We start from the raw sequence: 14,982 nt of genomic DNA, 5'->3' as shown, positions 1-14,982 counted from the left end.
AACGATTTGATTTTTCTATTTTTGATAAAAATTAAGTAAGATGTTACAACTTTCAGAAATTTGGATTTATCCTGTAAAATCATTGGCGGGGATTCGTTTACAAGAATCCAAAGTCACCCAAAGAGGTTTGGAGTTTGACAGACGTTGGATGTTAGTAGATGAAAAAGGAGTTTTTATAAGTCAAAGAGAATGTCCCGAATTGGCTTTGTTTCATCCTAAAATAGAGGAAGGTTTTATGCAAATTTCTCATGTAGATGTTGCTAAAGGGAGCATACGTTTTTCGCTTTCGCAAAAGAATCATAATCTTCCTTTTGATGTTATGGTTTGGGAAGATAGTGTTACAGCTGTTGAGGTAGATAGCGAAATTTCGGATTGGTTTTCAACGATTTTAGGTTTCACAGTTCGTTTGGTTTTTATGCCCGAAGACAGTCAACGGAAAGTAGATCCTAATTATGCGGTTTCACCAAATGATATCACTTCGTTTTCAGATGGATTTCCGTATTTAATTATTGGCCAGTCATCTTTAGATGATTTGAATTCCAGATTAGCAAATCCAATTTCCATGAAGCGTTTTCGTCCTAATTTTGTGTTCTCAGGAGGCAAAGCCTATGAAGAAGAAACTTGGAAGGAATTTAATATTGGAGGGCTATTGTTTTATGGCGTAAAAAATTGTGGGCGTTGCATTATCACGACCATTGATCCAGAAAAAGGGAAATTCTCTGGTAAAGATCCTTTGTACACTTTGGCTAAATATAAAATGCGAGGAAATAAAGTGATTTTTGGGCAAAATGTAATAACTCAACAAGAAGGCTGTTTAAAAATAGGCACTGTTGTTAATGTACTAAAAAAGAACCCAATCTAACAATTGTTGTTAGGTTGAGTTCTTTTTATTTATCTAACGTTCAATCTCAGCTAGTACGGTTTTTATTTCGCTTAGGCTAATTGGTTTTATTAAATAATTTTCGTCTAAGTTGTATTTTTCTGCCATTTTTTTGTCTTCTTCACTATTGGAACTAGTGAGAATGTAGATGATGATTTTCGTTTTAATAGGTATTTTAGTGAACTCATCTAGAAATTGCCATCCATCCCAAATAGGCATGTTTAGGTCTAATAATATGATTTCAGGTAGTATTTCACTTGAAAGAAAAATAGCTTTCAGCTTATCATAAGCTTCTTTCCCATTTTTATAAACCATAATATTTTCTACCATACCTGACATTTCAATCATCTTTCTTGTAATGAACAGGTGTGTAGGGTCATCTTCTATGATGCATAAGAGATCAAATTTTTTCATGTTCTAAATATATTTTAAAAGTAGTTCCAATATTTACTTCACTTTCTACTTCAATTTTACCGTTCATGGATTCAATTTGGTTTTTGGTAATGAATAAGCCAATACCTCTAGAGTCATTATGGTTATGAAAGGTTTTGTACATTCCAAAAAGTTTGTCTCCATGTTTTTTTAAATCAATGCCTAAGCCGTTATCTATAAATTTTAGAATGACATGTTTGTTGGTTTCCTCGGTTTGTATTTTTAAAAAACTCTCTCTCTCTTTTGAGCTGTATTTAATAGCATTGGTGATGAAATTCATGACAATGCTATCTAAGTAAGCAGGAATTGCTTCTACTGAGGTGTTTGGGTTTACTTCATTAGTAATGTTTATCTTTTGTCTATTAGCCTGAGTTATTAAGCTATTAATGTTGTTTTCAATTACATTTTTTAAACGAATGGTTTCCAGTTTTTCTTTGGTAGACAAATTAATTTGAACTACTTCTGTTAAATGTTTTATCGTCTCAGAAAGGTTAGTAGATGATTTTTTTAAATAATCAAAAAAATCAGTTTGGCTAAAATCTGGAAAATCAGATTCTATTAATTCTATTAATGTGCTGATACCTCCAGAATGGGAACGCAAATTATGCGAAACGATGTAAGCAAAGTTCTTTAATCTTTCGTTCTGTGATTCGGCAATTTGAAGTAGAGCAAGCGTTTCTTGTTCTACTTGTTTCATTTGGGTAATATCAGTGGCTATACCAAGAAAACCAGTTATAGTGTCTTTTTTCTTAATGGCGGTTACGGAAAGCAAAACAGGAAATGTGCTACCATCTTTTCTTTTGTAAGTCCATTCTTTGGTTTCTGCTTTTCCTTTTTTAGCATTATGAACAAAAACATCAAAACCATCAATTTTTTCAGCTGTTTTTTCAAAATGTTTTTGAGCAACTAATTCGACTTCTTCGCGAATATGTATTAATTGTGGGGTTTCTTTGTTGATTAATTCTTCAGCATCATAACCTAAAAGTAGTTCTGCACCTTCGTTAAAAGTGGTAATAATTCCTTTGGTGTCTGTTCCAATAATAGCTACTTGAGTACTAGCATCTAAGATAGCTTGGTTATAAGCTATAGTATTTGCTAGTTCAATTTCAAACGTTTTTTGAGCAGTAATGTCTACAATTTGAGAAATAAAGTAAAGAGTTTTTCCGTTTTCGTCCCTTACCATTGATACACCTAGAATTACATATATGATTTCTCCGTTTTTATGGAAATAGCGTTTTTCCATGGTGTAACCATCGCGTTTTCCTTCAATTAATTCTTCAAGGAGAATTAAATCGGCTTCTAAATCAGTAGGATAGGTAATGTCTTGGAAAGTGAGTTTTAGTAATTCATCTTCGGTGTAACCTAATATTTTACATATTCTTTTGTTAACTTTTAACCATTGCCCTTTTTCATTAAGCAAAGCCATACCAATGGCTGCCTGTTCAAAATTAGCTCTAAAAGCTTCTTCATTAATTCGCAATTGTTCTTCTTTGGTTTTCCTTTCAGTGATGTCTTTGTGTGTACCATACATCATCAAAGGTTTTCCGTCATCGGTCCAACTAAATATCTTTCCTCTGTCATGAACCCAAACCCATGAACCATTTTTATGTTTCATGCGAGCTTCTAATTCATAGAATTCAGCTTTTCTTTCAAAGCATAGATTTAATCTTCTTCCAGACTCATCTAAGTCATCAGGATGTGCCAGTTTAGTCCAAGTGTCAATACTAATAGGTTCTAATTCGTCTAAGGTATAGCCAATGATTTCAGCCCAGCGCTTATTAAATACGGTTTCTCCGGTTTGAACATTCCATTCCCAAGTACCTACATTAGTACCCTCAAGTACTGCTTTGTAGCGAAATCGATCATCTACAATTTCTTGTATTGGTCTTCCCTCTGGAACAATATAAACGACATTGTTATTTTGGTCAAATACAGGACGCATACTAAAGAGTATGGTTACCGGATTTTGATTAGCAACCCATATAACTACCTCGTATGAGATTTCTTCTCCTTTTAATACTTTGTAGAAATTTTCTTTTAATTCTTTTTGGGTTTCTTTTGAAATTTGCCACCAGTAGCAATCCCAAAAAGGTTTACCTATTACATCTTCCTGCTTAATACCAGCTGTTTTAATGGCTGTTTCGTTAGCTTCAGTTAAAATTCCATTGGTATCCAGTAGTCCAATAAATGAAAATGTAGAGTTAAAAATTCCTTGAAATTTTTGTTCCGATTCTTTAAGCTTTGTTATGTCTTGAAAAGTTCCAAAAATTTTGGTGATTTCTCCATTTTTTTTCCATGCTTTTCCTGATGAACGTACCCACTTGAAGTTGTTTTTTGCAGTAATAAAACGGCATTGAACATCAAAAGGTTCTCCTGTATTAATAGTACTTTCTAGCGCATTTATAATAATATGTCTGTCGTCAGGATGGTAAAATTCAATTGCTTTGGTTTTGTCAAAAATGAGATCATTGGCTACTTCATGAATTTGATAGACTTCGTCTGTCCAAAAAGCAATGCCAGTGGATAAGTCAAATTCCCAAGCTCCAATTTTATTGATTCGTTGGCTTTCATTGAATAAAATAGAGGTTTTTTCTAATTCCTTATTTTGCTCTTTTAATTCAAATGTTTTTTTACGAAGTTCTAACAGTTTAATTACTTGTTTGGATAGAAGCTTTAAAGAGTCAATTTGTTTTGCAGAAAGTTTTTTAGGATGATTGTCAATAACGCAAATTGTTCCTAAGGGAAAGCCATTTTCAGTTACTAATGGCATTCCTGCATAAAATATTACTTTTGGGTAACCAATGACTAATGGATTATCGTAAAAACGCTCATCTTGAGTAGCGTCTTCAATGATAAAAATATCTTCGGGTGTATTAATCGCATGAGCACAAAAAGCCAATTCTTTTGGTGTTTCGCGTTCTTTTAAACCGTGATGTGATAAAAACCACTGTTTTTCATTGGTTACTAAACTGATTAATGAAATTTGAGTATCACAAATTTGGGCGGCCATTTGAGTTAAGAAGTCGTAATCTTCAGTTTCTAACTCGCCTATTATTTTATAAGTATCTAATTCTGTTAATCTATCTAGTTCGTTCTGAGGGATGAAAGGCTTTTTCATTTTGTAACAGTTTAGTATAATAGGGGGTTATTATAAAATAAGGGCTGATACAGCATTTTATCTCATAAAAATAGTATTTAAGATTTAGCATCCAAAATTAATTTTGAATTAAATTTTTAAATAAAAAATCAGCTCGTTTTTTTATATACAAACGAGCTGATTGGAATTCTAGTATTTTTTTGAACATTAAAGTTGGAATTGGCTAGTCGTTTTTTTTAATTGTATTTATCAATGTAGAATAGCAATACTAATCTTTACTTTCAGCAACTTGAACTCCTTGAAATTCAATCCCGAAGCTTAAGGAAAAAAAGCTTGGTTGACTGGTGAAAATTTTATAATTTTGCCAGCCAATTTTATTATGTAAATTAAAGAAGAAGATGGATATTAAAAGAGTAGCAATTGATGCTGTAACTGAAACCATTGTAATGACTGTGGTGCACATGGATTACAAAGGACAAGTAGCCAAAAGAATCAACGAAAAAATGCCTTTAGCACAAGTTAAAGGATTTAGAAAAGGGGCTGTGCCTAAAGACTTAGTTGAAAAACAATACGGAAAAGGAATCAAGCAAGAAGAGGTTAAGAAAGTAGTTGACTTGGCTTTAGAGCGTTACATTCAATCAGAAAGATTAAATCTACTTGGAACTCCACTTCCTAAAGTAAACGAAGAATTAGATTGGAATGCTGAAGAATTGACTTTTGAATTCGAAATTGGTTTAGTACCAAGCTTCGAATTGGATTTAGATGCTAAAAACGATATCGTGAAATATGTAGTTACTGCTGATGATAAATTAATCGACGGTCAAGTGGCTCGTATCCAAAAACAATTTGGAACAGCAATTCCTCAAGAAACTGTTGAAGCAACATCTGATATCAAAGGAATTTTTACAAATGAAGCTCAAGGAATTGGTAATACAACTACCATTACTTTAGATGTTTTTAAAGATAAAGCTACTGCTGATAAATTTATCGGTAAAAAAGTAGGTGATGTGGTTACTGTAAACACTCAAGGTTTATTTGAAGACGATCATCAATTAATGGATTACTTAAAAGTAGGTCACGATGTAGTACATACTTTAGCAGTGGACGTAGATTTTACAATCGAAGCAATCACTGTTTCTGAGCCAGCTGAATTAAACCAAGAATTATTTGATAAATTATTTGGTGAAGGAAACGTAGCTTCTTTAGAAGAATTAAAAGGAAAAATTAAAGAAGATGCTGAGTCTCAATTTGCTCAACAAGCTGACCAAAAATTATTAGGAGATGTTACTGAGTTCTTAATCGAAAATACAAAATTCGATTTACCATCAGAATTCCTTAAAAAATGGTTGCAAACTGTGGGTGAGAAAAAATTAACTCCGGAAGAAGCTGAGGTTGAATATGCGCGTTCTGAAAAAGGATTGCGTTTCCAATTAATTGAAGGAAAAGCATTAGCTCAAAATGATATCAAAATCACTTTTGAAGACTTAAAAGAATTTACTGCTAAAAACATCAGAGTTCAAATGGCACAATTCGGACAAACAAATCCTACTGACGAAGAAGTTCAAGGAATTGTAGCTAGAGTTTTGTCTAACCAAGATGAAGTAAAAAGACTTTCTGATCAAGTAGTTGCTGAAAAATTATTGGAGTTGTTCAAAGAAAAAGCAAATCCAACAACTAAAGAAGTAACTTACGAAGAATTTATCGCAGCTTCTTACGGTGAATAAATAATTTCTGGAATAGCTGTGGGTATTAGCCAATAGTTAAAAAAATACTTATATTTGAGCGTCAGAAGTTTCTTTTGACGCTCTTTGTTTTTAAATGTTTTAGGTCTGGAACAAGACAGAATGGCATTGTTTACAAAGAGGTATAACCTTTGATAAATACAGTAAATTAGGTATAACTCATAACTTAAAGAAAATATGAACTACGGTAAAGAATTTAAAAAGTTTGCTACAAAACACCAAGGAGTAAACGCCATGTATTACGATAAAATCGTAAGTGCCATGACACCAACCAATATGACGCCTTATATCATTGAAGAGCGTCAATTAAATATTTCGCAATTAGATGTTTTCTCTCGTTTGATGATGGATAGAATCATTTTCTTAGGAACAGGAATTGACGACCAAATTGCAAATATCGTTCAGGCCCAATTGCTTTTCTTAGAAAGTGCAGATGCTTCTAAGGATATTCAAATTTACCTGAATTCTCCAGGTGGAAGCGTTTACGCAGGATTAGGGATTTATGATACCATGCAGTACATTAAACCTGATGTTGCTACAATTTGTACTGGAATGGCCGCTTCTATGGGAGCTGTATTATTGTGTGCAGGTGCAGCAGGAAAACGTTCGGCTTTGCCACATTCAAGAGTAATGATTCACCAGCCATCAGGAGGAGCTCAAGGTGTTGCTTCAGATATGGAAATCAACTTACGTGAAATGTTGAAATTGAAAGATGAGCTATACCGAATCATTTCTCATCATTCAGGACAGGAATTTGATAAAGTTTATGCCGATAGTGAACGTGATTACTGGATGATTGCTGAAGAAGCAAAACAGTATGGAATGATTGATGAAGTTTTAATAAGAGAAAAATAAGTATTCAGTATTCAGTGGTTAGTATTCAGTCAGACCACTGTTCACTGATACTGCTAACTAGAAAAGATGGCAAAAGAAGTATTAGAGTGTTCGTTTTGTGGAAGGAAAAAACCAGAAACCAATTTATTGATTGCTGGAATTAATGCGCACATTTGCGACAGATGTATCGAACAAGCTCACGGAATTGTACTAGAAGAATTAAAATCTAGTGGAAGTTCAAAATTAGTTGGTGATTTGATTTTGCAAAAGCCAAAAGAAATTAGAGCTTTCTTAGATCAATATGTTATAGGACAGGACCAAACTAAAAAAGTAATGTCGGTAGCGGTTTACAATCACTACAAACGTTTGATGCAACAACAATTAGATGATGAGGTGGAGATTGAAAAATCCAACATCATCATGGTCGGACAAACAGGAACAGGGAAAACATTGGTCGCTAAAACGATAGCTAAAATGTTAGACGTTCCTTTGGCTATCGTAGATGCTACAGTTTTAACTGAAGCAGGTTATGTTGGAGAAGATGTGGAGACTATTTTAACGCGTCTTTTACAAGCTGCAGATTATGATGTTGCCAAAGCAGAACGCGGAATTGTATTTATTGACGAAATAGATAAAATTGCTCGTAAAAGTGATAATCCATCTATAACTCGTGATGTTTCGGGTGAAGGAGTGCAACAGGCCTTATTGAAATTATTGGAAGGAACTGTAGTTAACGTACCACCAAAAGGAGGACGTAAGCATCCGGACCAAAAATTTGTAGAAGTCAATACACAAAACATTCTGTTTATTGCAGGAGGTGCTTTTGATGGAGTAGAGCGTATTATTTCAAAACGATTGAATCGTCAAGCAGTTGGGTATTCAACTTCTAAAAATGAGGATAATATTGACAAGGAAAACTTATTGCAATACATCATTCCAAAAGACATTAAAGATTTCGGATTGATTCCGGAGATTATTGGTCGTTTACCAGTATTGACTCACATGGATCCCTTGGACAGAGCCACTTTACGTTCTATTTTAACACAGCCTAAGAATGCTTTAATTAAACAGTATGAAAAGTTGTTTTTAATGGACGATGTAGAATTTACGATTACCGACGAGGCTTTGGATTTTATTGTAGATAAAGCATTAGAATATAAATTAGGAGCTCGTGGACTACGTTCGCTTTGTGAAGCTATTTTAACCGATGCCATGTACGAATTGCCAAGTTCTGATGATAAAATATTAGAAATTGATGTAGATTACGCTAAGGAAACCTTGAATAAAAATTTATTGAAGCGTTTGGAAATTGCATCTTAAAGACTCGAAATTCTTTAAAAATGTAAAAACCTGTTTATTAGTTTAAGCAGGTTTTTTTGTGCCTTTAATTTATTTAAAATCATCTCTATGTAAAAAACACAAAATCTGTTTTTTTATAAGCAATATATTGTCGATTTTTGTCGCTTCTAAAATCAATATAGATTAAAAATGGCAATTGAGGATAAAGAGATTATTTTATTAAAAGTTTCTGGTCAGGATAAACCAGGGGTAACTGCTGGATTAACATCAGTGTTGGCGACCTATAATGCCATTGTTTTAGACATTGGTCAAGCTGATATTCACGATACACTTTCGTTAGGGATTTTGTTCGAAATTGAAGCGGGTTCTTCTTCGGCACCAGTTTTGAAAGACCTGTTGTTTAAAGCTTATGAATTAGGAATTAAAGTAAAGTTTATTCCTATTACCATTGCTGATTACGAAAGTTGGGTAAAAGCACAGTCGAAACAACGTTATATCATTAATATTTTAGGCGAAACATTAGCTGCGTCGCAATTGGCTGCAGTAACTAAAATAATGTCCGACCAAAATTTGAATATTGATTCTATCAAAAGATTGACAGGAAGAACTTCTATTGTAGAAACGGAAGTATATCCTCGTTCTTGTGTGCAATTATCTGTTTCGGGAGAAATTGTGGATAAGTCTGTCATGACGGCTAGTTTTATGGAAATCTCTAGAACTTTAGACGTTGATATTTCTTTCCAAGAAGATAATATTTACAGAAGAAACCGCCGTTTGGTGTGTTTTGATATGGATTCTACTTTAATCCAAACTGAAGTCATTGATGAATTGGCTGAATTGGCTGGAGTAGGAGAAGAAGTAAGAGCAATTACGGAATCAGCAATGAATGGTGAGATTGATTTTAGCGAAAGCTTCAAAAAACGCATGGCTTTGCTAGAAGGATTGAGCGAAGACGTATTGCATAATGTAGCTATCAATTTACCAATTACTAAAGGAGCACACCGCTTGATGAAAGCCTTGAAATATTACGGCTATAAAACGGCTATTCTTTCAGGAGGTTTTACTTATTTTGGAAACTATTTGCAAAAAGAATTAGGAATTGATTATGTGTATGCGAATCAATTGGAAATTAAAGACGGTAAGTTAACAGGGAACTATTTAGGTGAAATTGTTGACGGACAAAAGAAAGCCGAGTATTTGAAAGCTATTGCTGAGAAAGAAGGCATTCATATCAATCAAACGATTGCTGTGGGCGATGGAGCAAATGATTTACCAATGATTAATTTAGCAGGATTAGGAATTGCTTTTCATGCTAAACCTACGGTAAAAGAAAGCGCTGCTACTTCTATTTCGAGTTTGGGTCTTGATGGAGTTTTATATTTATTAGGCTACCATGATCGCCATATTGACATGATGGACGAAATATAAAAGCCTAAAAAATAATATTTTAAAAACCTTAGTTCTGATTCTGAACTAAGGTTTTTTTATGGGTTGTTTCCAAAAAAAGATAAGTCGTTCTATACAATTACAGAAAATTGCATGCTTTTCAGCTGTTCTAAATAGTCTCTTTGATTGGATAATCTAGGTATTTTATGTTGCCCACCTAGTTTGTTATTGTCTTTTAGCCAATCATAAAATAAATTTTCTCTGGCCACATTGATGACCAAAGGATTTAATGTCATGTTGTTGTAACGTTTGGCTTCGTAGTCAGAGTTTAAAGACTGCAAGGTTTCGTCTAAAGCTTTTTGAAAGAGAACCATATTTGTTGGTTTTTTCTTGAATTCAATCATCCATTCGTGTGCGCCTTTTTCTTTGCCGTTCATAAAAATAGGAGCTACGGTATAATCGATCATTTCAGCTTGAGTAAGACTACAAGCTTTAGCGAGGGCTTGATCTGTGTTTTCAACCATTAATTCTTCGCCAAAAACATTAATATGGTGTTTGGTTCTTCCGGTAACTCGAATTCGAAACGGACTTAAAGAAGTAAAACGTACCGTGTCTCCGACCAAATAACGGAATAATCCCGAATTAGTAGTAATAACAACTGCATAGTTTTTGTTTAATTCCACATCGGCTAAACGGATTGCTTTTTGGTTTGGAGTCCCAAAAGTATCCATTGGGATAAATTCGTAAAAGATTCCATAATCCAACATCAACAATAAGTCAGAAGAATGATTCAAATCCTGAATGGCAAAAAAGCCTTCTGAAGCGTTGTATATTTCGTAATATTTAAATTCTTTTTTAGGAAGTAAATTTTGGTATTGTTCGCGGTATGGATTAAAACTTACGCCTCCGTGGAAATACACTTCCAGGTTAGGCCAGATTTCTAATAAATTACCTCTTCCTGTTTCTTCCAGCATTTTGTTCATTAAAACTAACATCCAGGAAGGAACGCCAGCAAAACTGGTGACATTTTCTCTTTTGGTTTCGTTAATAATGGCAGCCATTTTAGATTCCCATTCGCTCATTAACGAAGTTCTATTGCTTGGTGTACTACTAAATTCAGCCCAAATCGGCATGTTTTCAATTAATATAGCCGATAAATCACCAAAGAAACTATTGTTGTCTTCATAAATTTGAGAGCTTCCACCTAGGCGTAAGCTTTTGCCTGTAAAAAGCTCTGAATTTTCATTGTTACTCAAATACAAACACAACAAATCTTTACTGCCTTTGTAATGACAATCTTCCAGTGCCTCATAACTTACAGGAATAAATTTGCTCTTAGCATTGGTAGTTCCGCTGGATTTGGCAAACCATTTGATAGATGATTCCCAAAAAACATTTTGCTCTCCTTGACGCGTTCTTTCAATTAAAGGCTGTAAATCTTCGTAAGTAGAAATTGGAATTCTTTCTGCAAAAGTTGCGTAGGAATTTATTGAATCATAATCGTATTTTTTACCTAAAACCGAATTTTTTGCAGCGCCAATTAAATTCATAAGTAGTTCTTCCTGAACCTCATTAGGGTATTTCAGGAACAGTTCAATCTGATGGATTCGTTGTTTTAAAACCCAAGAGGCAAATGAATTGATGAGCTGTTTTGGCATTTTTAAAAAAATAGGGTTATGAAAATTACTTTAGGAGTAATAACTTTACCAAAAATAGGAAAATTTACGAAACATCAAACTTTTAAAATTCAAACTTAATGCAATACGAAGGCGTGCTTACAAAGATGGAAACTGAATATGGAAATCCGATTCAATATTATTTGGTTTTTGAAAATAGTTTTTTGAACGTAAACCAACTTTTAGATAAGAATATCGAAATTAATTTTGTAGGTTTCCAATGTTTGAATTGTGGTAAAAAGAAAAAAATATACCGTCAAGGCTTTTGCTATGATTGTTTTTATTCCAGTGCTGCTGTGGGCGATTGGATTATGAAACCTGAATTGAGTACGGCACATTTAGGAATTGCTGATAGAGATTTAGCTTATGAAGAAAAAGTACAATTGCAACCTCATATTGTGTATTTGGCTTTGTCCAGTGAAATAAAAGTAGGAGTGACTCGTAAAACGCAAGTCCCAACACGATGGATTGATCAAGGAGCTAATGAAGCCATTGCAATTGTAGAAGTTCCCAATAGGTATTTAGCGGGTATTACTGAGGTAGCTCTAAAAGATCATTATGCAGATAAAACCAATTGGCGTAAAATGTTGACTAATGATGTTGAAGCGGTTGATTTAGTTGCCGAACGATTAAAATTGGAAAATTTAATTCCTGATGAAGTACGGGATTATTTTATTTTGGATAAAAATGATTTGTACCAAATGGATTATCCTGTTTTACAGTATCCTACAAAAGTAAAAAGTTTAAATTTAGATAAAACACCAAGTTTTCAAGGAAAGTTGACGGGAATAAAAGGGCAGTATTTACTATTTGAAGACGGAACTGTTTTTAATGTTCGTGGTTCGGAAGGTTATGTGGTGAGTGTTTCTGTTTAGTTATATAGTGTCAAAAGTTAAAAAAGGATGGTTTTTCAATTGAAAAACCATCCTTTTTTTTAAAAGATAAATTATTACTTCGTTGCAGTAGTATCGGCTACTTTTTTCTTTTTATTGAAGAGATTGTTTAATAAATTGGTAGCTTTTGTTTTTACTTCTTCCTTGGCTTTTTCTTGTGCTTCGGCTTTAGTAGTTGGAACTACAGTTTTAGTAGTGTCTCCTGCTTTTTTATTTTTGTTAATAATGTCAGTTAATGCAGATGTTCCTTTGCTTACTAATTTTTCTTTTTGTTGTTGAACCAATTGATTAGTCAAGTTAGTTGCTGCCGTTTTTAAATCGGTTGTGATTTTAGGTTTAGAAAAACTACCCGTTAAAATCGCATTGATAGGAATGCTTTCAAATTTTTGAGCATCGGCAGGGGATAATTTTGAAATTAAAGCATTGGCTTCTGTTCCAAGATATTTGGCAGGAACATCAAATTTGATGTTGTAGTTCATTATTTGGTCAAAACTGTGTGTTCCACCAATGGTGGCTTTTATATCTTGGTATTTAATGTCAAAAGGTTTTATGTTTACTTTTCCATCTTTAAAAGAAATAGCGGCTTTTAAATCATTCAAATTAATTTTATTTAAATCTAAAAATTTAATATTTGAAGTTAATGCAGTCAATAAAGTTGAATTACTGGAATTAATCGTAGTGGAAAGAAATTGTCCTAATAAATCTCCTGTAATGGTTTTTAAATCGGGAGTCAGTTCGTTTGCATCTAGATTTCCATTCAATTTGATGCTAGAGTTGATTTTTCCGTTAACAATTCCTGCAATAGGAGCTAATTTTTTTAGCATGTCTAATTGTGTAAACGACTGTGCAATATCTACTTGATTTAAACTCAAATCCATATTGAAAGTTGGCGTTTTTTCTTTGGTAGAAACAGCCCCGTTTAATCCGATTGCTCCACCAAATATGGAAGTTTTAATGTTTTCCATAGTAAGTTTTTCGTCTTTAACAATTAGTTTTCCCGAAACATTTTTCAAGGTTAAATTGTCATATAAAACAGTATTGGCTTTGGCGGTAAGTGTACAATCCAAGAATGCAGGGATTTTCATAGCTTCTGTTTTCTTAGTTTCCGTTTTAGAAGCGTCTTTATTTTCAGTTGTCATGAAATCATCAACAGCAATTTGATTTGATGTTAGGTTAAAATTCCCTTGCAAGTTTTGATTTTTAAAGATATATCCATAGAAATTTTCTAAAACTCCGGTAACACTCAAGTCGCTTTTTCCTGTTGCTGCATTAAATTGTTTTAGGTTTACTTTAGAAGGGTTAAATGCAATTACTGCATTGCTGATGTTCATAGATTTGCCGTTTTCGTCCGTGTATTTAAAGCCTGACAAGCTCATGGTACCTGCATTATTGATATTTTGGTATTGGCTTTTTTCTACGGATTGCATATCAAATTTGGTAGTAACATCAGCTTTTAAAATTCCGCTTAGTGGTTTGTCTAATTTGATGGGGTAGGCTTTTGATAAATTTCCTAAGTTGATGGTTCCTTTTAACATGGCGTCTACCAATGCGTTTTCGGTAACGTTTTTAATATTGGCTTTGGCATTAAAAACATCTTGATCAATGCGGAAAGAAAGTTTGTCTAAGTTGACATAAGTATCGTTTAGAACTCCGGTTTGGTTGATGATTTTAGTGTCAATTATGATGTTTTGAACTGATTTTGGTAAATTAGGATATTGAAAAGAAGCATTGTTGGAGGAAATGGCAATATTGAATTTTGGCACTGTAGTGTCTGAATACAATCCTTTAGCAAAACCTACTACGGTAAAATCACCTGTGGTTTTTACATTGTCTAAACTTGTAGCGTAAGCCTCAGGAATAACACCTAAGAAGTTTTTAAAAGAAGAAGTAGGTGTTTTAAATTTCAAATCGTATTCTTGACCCGCATCGACTAATTGAATAAAACCATCAAATTCTAATGGCAATTGATTGATTAATGCTTTATTTTCTTTAAAAGTATATTTGCTTTTTTCTAAATCTATTCCCAAAACAGCATCCAGTGTCAAGGCTACATTTTTCATATAATTGACCTTGTCCATGTCTAGGCTTATTTTTGCAGTTGATTTGGTATCCAAATCTAATTTGGAAGCAGCAAAATCTCCTGTTCCTTCGTGGTTTAGACTATCAATAAGCATTTTTATTTTTGAACTTTCGTCAAAATAACGAAATTGAAAGTTTTCTATTTTGTAATTTTTGATATTAAGAGCTAACGGTTTGCTTTTAGAATAATCAGCATTGTCTTTGTCATCTTTTAGCGCAATGTCATAATTTCCAACACCATCTTTGTTGAAAATAATATTGATTAAACCATTTTTTGAACTAATTCCATCGATATTCATAGCCTCATTATTGCCTTTAAAAAGTTCTTTGATAGACATCTTTAAATTCAATTCCCCTAAGGAAACTAGTGTGTCACCCTCAAAAGGAGCTTTGTTTATGATAGCTAGTTTTTCTATAGTAACATTTGCGTTAGGGAAACTTTTAAACAAGCTTAAATCGGCATCAGCAAAACTTACTTTAGCATCTACTTTTTGATTGATGGCATCAATGATTTTAGCTTTGATTTGATCCTTAAAAAAATAAGGAATAGCAAACAAAGAAGCTACAAAGAGAAGGATGATAACCCCTGCAATTTTTAATATTTTTTTGAACATAGCTATGTAATTTAATGTTTTATAAAGATATTCTATTACAAAAATAATGC

Annotated in this window: 10 protein-coding genes; 6 read left to right on the top strand and 4 right to left on the bottom strand. The window is 33.3% G+C overall.

Annotated features, from left to right (window positions below):
- The first annotated feature begins 40 nt into the window (after window positions 1-40).
- Window positions 41-862 (top strand): MOSC domain-containing protein, encoded by an 822-nt coding sequence (locus AC4FRF_RS00915; RefSeq protein ID WP_491157560.1) that lies wholly within the window; start codon window positions 41-43, stop codon window positions 860-862.
- A gap of 33 nt (window positions 863-895) precedes the next feature.
- On the opposite strand, the gene AC4FRF_RS00910 is transcribed toward AC4FRF_RS00915, so the two are convergent.
- Together AC4FRF_RS00910 and AC4FRF_RS00905 are read right to left on the bottom strand one after the other, a co-directional pair.
- Window positions 896-1,294, bottom strand: a complete 399-nt coding sequence (locus tag AC4FRF_RS00910; protein WP_491157559.1) for a response regulator — start codon at window positions 1,292-1,294, stop codon at window positions 896-898.
- Entirely contained in the window at window positions 1,281-4,430 is a 3,150-nt protein-coding gene (locus tag AC4FRF_RS00905) for a PAS domain S-box protein (protein WP_491157558.1), read from the bottom strand. The genes AC4FRF_RS00910 and AC4FRF_RS00905 overlap by 14 nt, the downstream gene beginning before the upstream one ends.
- 377 nt (window positions 4,431-4,807) lie before the next feature.
- Here AC4FRF_RS00905 and AC4FRF_RS00900 point away from each other — a divergent pair, with 377 nt between their 5' ends.
- From AC4FRF_RS00900 to serB, 4 genes are all read left to right on the top strand, one after another.
- Window positions 4,808-6,133 carry a trigger factor gene (locus AC4FRF_RS00900; protein ID WP_491157557.1) on the top strand — a complete coding sequence of 442 codons (1,326 nt, stop codon included), beginning with the start codon at window positions 4,808-4,810 and terminating at the stop codon, window positions 6,131-6,133.
- Between the two features lie 195 nt (window positions 6,134-6,328).
- The gene (gene clpP, locus AC4FRF_RS00895) at window positions 6,329-7,006 is read left to right on the top strand and encodes an ATP-dependent Clp endopeptidase proteolytic subunit ClpP (protein WP_491157556.1); all 678 of its coding nucleotides are present in this window, start codon (window positions 6,329-6,331) and stop codon (window positions 7,004-7,006) included.
- Window positions 7,007-7,072: 66 nt separating this feature from the next.
- Window positions 7,073-8,305: an ATP-dependent Clp protease ATP-binding subunit ClpX gene (gene clpX, locus AC4FRF_RS00890; protein ID WP_491157555.1), complete on the top strand. Its 1,233-nt coding sequence runs from the start codon at window positions 7,073-7,075 to the stop codon at window positions 8,303-8,305.
- 168 nt (window positions 8,306-8,473) lie between these two features.
- Entirely contained in the window at window positions 8,474-9,712 is a 1,239-nt protein-coding gene (gene serB / locus AC4FRF_RS00885; RefSeq protein ID WP_491157554.1) for a phosphoserine phosphatase SerB, read from the top strand.
- Window positions 9,713-9,801: 89 nt separating this feature from the next.
- Here serB and AC4FRF_RS00880 read toward each other — a convergent pair whose 3' ends face one another.
- On the bottom strand, window positions 9,802-11,328 hold the full coding sequence (locus tag AC4FRF_RS00880) for a GH3 auxin-responsive promoter family protein (RefSeq protein ID WP_491157553.1): 1,527 nt from the start codon (window positions 11,326-11,328) through the stop codon (window positions 9,802-9,804).
- Between the two features lie 98 nt (window positions 11,329-11,426).
- Here AC4FRF_RS00880 and AC4FRF_RS00875 point away from each other — a divergent pair, with 98 nt between their 5' ends.
- Complete coding sequence (locus tag AC4FRF_RS00875; protein ID WP_491157552.1) at window positions 11,427-12,221, top strand: DUF2797 domain-containing protein; 795 nt, start codon at window positions 11,427-11,429, stop codon at window positions 12,219-12,221.
- Window positions 12,222-12,295: 74 nt separating this feature from the next.
- Here the strand turns inward: AC4FRF_RS00875 and AC4FRF_RS00870 are convergent, their stop codons facing one another.
- On the bottom strand, window positions 12,296-14,932 hold the full coding sequence (locus tag AC4FRF_RS00870; protein ID WP_491157551.1) for an AsmA family protein: 2,637 nt from the start codon (window positions 14,930-14,932) through the stop codon (window positions 12,296-12,298).
- Window positions 14,933-14,982 lie beyond the last annotated feature (50 nt).

This window comes from Flavobacterium sp. ST-158, from assembly GCF_058309975.1.
The sequence above is the reverse complement of the archived record's forward strand: the minus strand, read 5'-3'. Positions and strand labels throughout refer to the sequence as shown.

Coding starts and splice junctions, on each gene's coding strand:
- AC4FRF_RS00915 (WP_491157560.1), top strand. CDS start 41: ATGTTACAACTTTCAGAAATTTGGATTTATCCTGTAAAATCATTGGCG.
- AC4FRF_RS00910 (WP_491157559.1), bottom strand. CDS start 1,294: ATGAAAAAATTTGATCTCTTATGCATCATAGAAGATGACCCTACACAC.
- AC4FRF_RS00905 (WP_491157558.1), bottom strand. CDS start 4,430: ATGAAAAAGCCTTTCATCCCTCAGAACGAACTAGATAGATTAACAGAA.
- AC4FRF_RS00900 (WP_491157557.1), top strand. CDS start 4,808: ATGGATATTAAAAGAGTAGCAATTGATGCTGTAACTGAAACCATTGTA.
- clpP (WP_491157556.1), top strand. CDS start 6,329: ATGAACTACGGTAAAGAATTTAAAAAGTTTGCTACAAAACACCAAGGA.
- clpX (WP_491157555.1), top strand. CDS start 7,073: ATGGCAAAAGAAGTATTAGAGTGTTCGTTTTGTGGAAGGAAAAAACCA.
- serB (WP_491157554.1), top strand. CDS start 8,474: ATGGCAATTGAGGATAAAGAGATTATTTTATTAAAAGTTTCTGGTCAG.
- AC4FRF_RS00880 (WP_491157553.1), bottom strand. CDS start 11,328: ATGCCAAAACAGCTCATCAATTCATTTGCCTCTTGGGTTTTAAAACAA.
- AC4FRF_RS00875 (WP_491157552.1), top strand. CDS start 11,427: ATGCAATACGAAGGCGTGCTTACAAAGATGGAAACTGAATATGGAAAT.
- AC4FRF_RS00870 (WP_491157551.1), bottom strand. CDS start 14,932: ATGTTCAAAAAAATATTAAAAATTGCAGGGGTTATCATCCTTCTCTTT.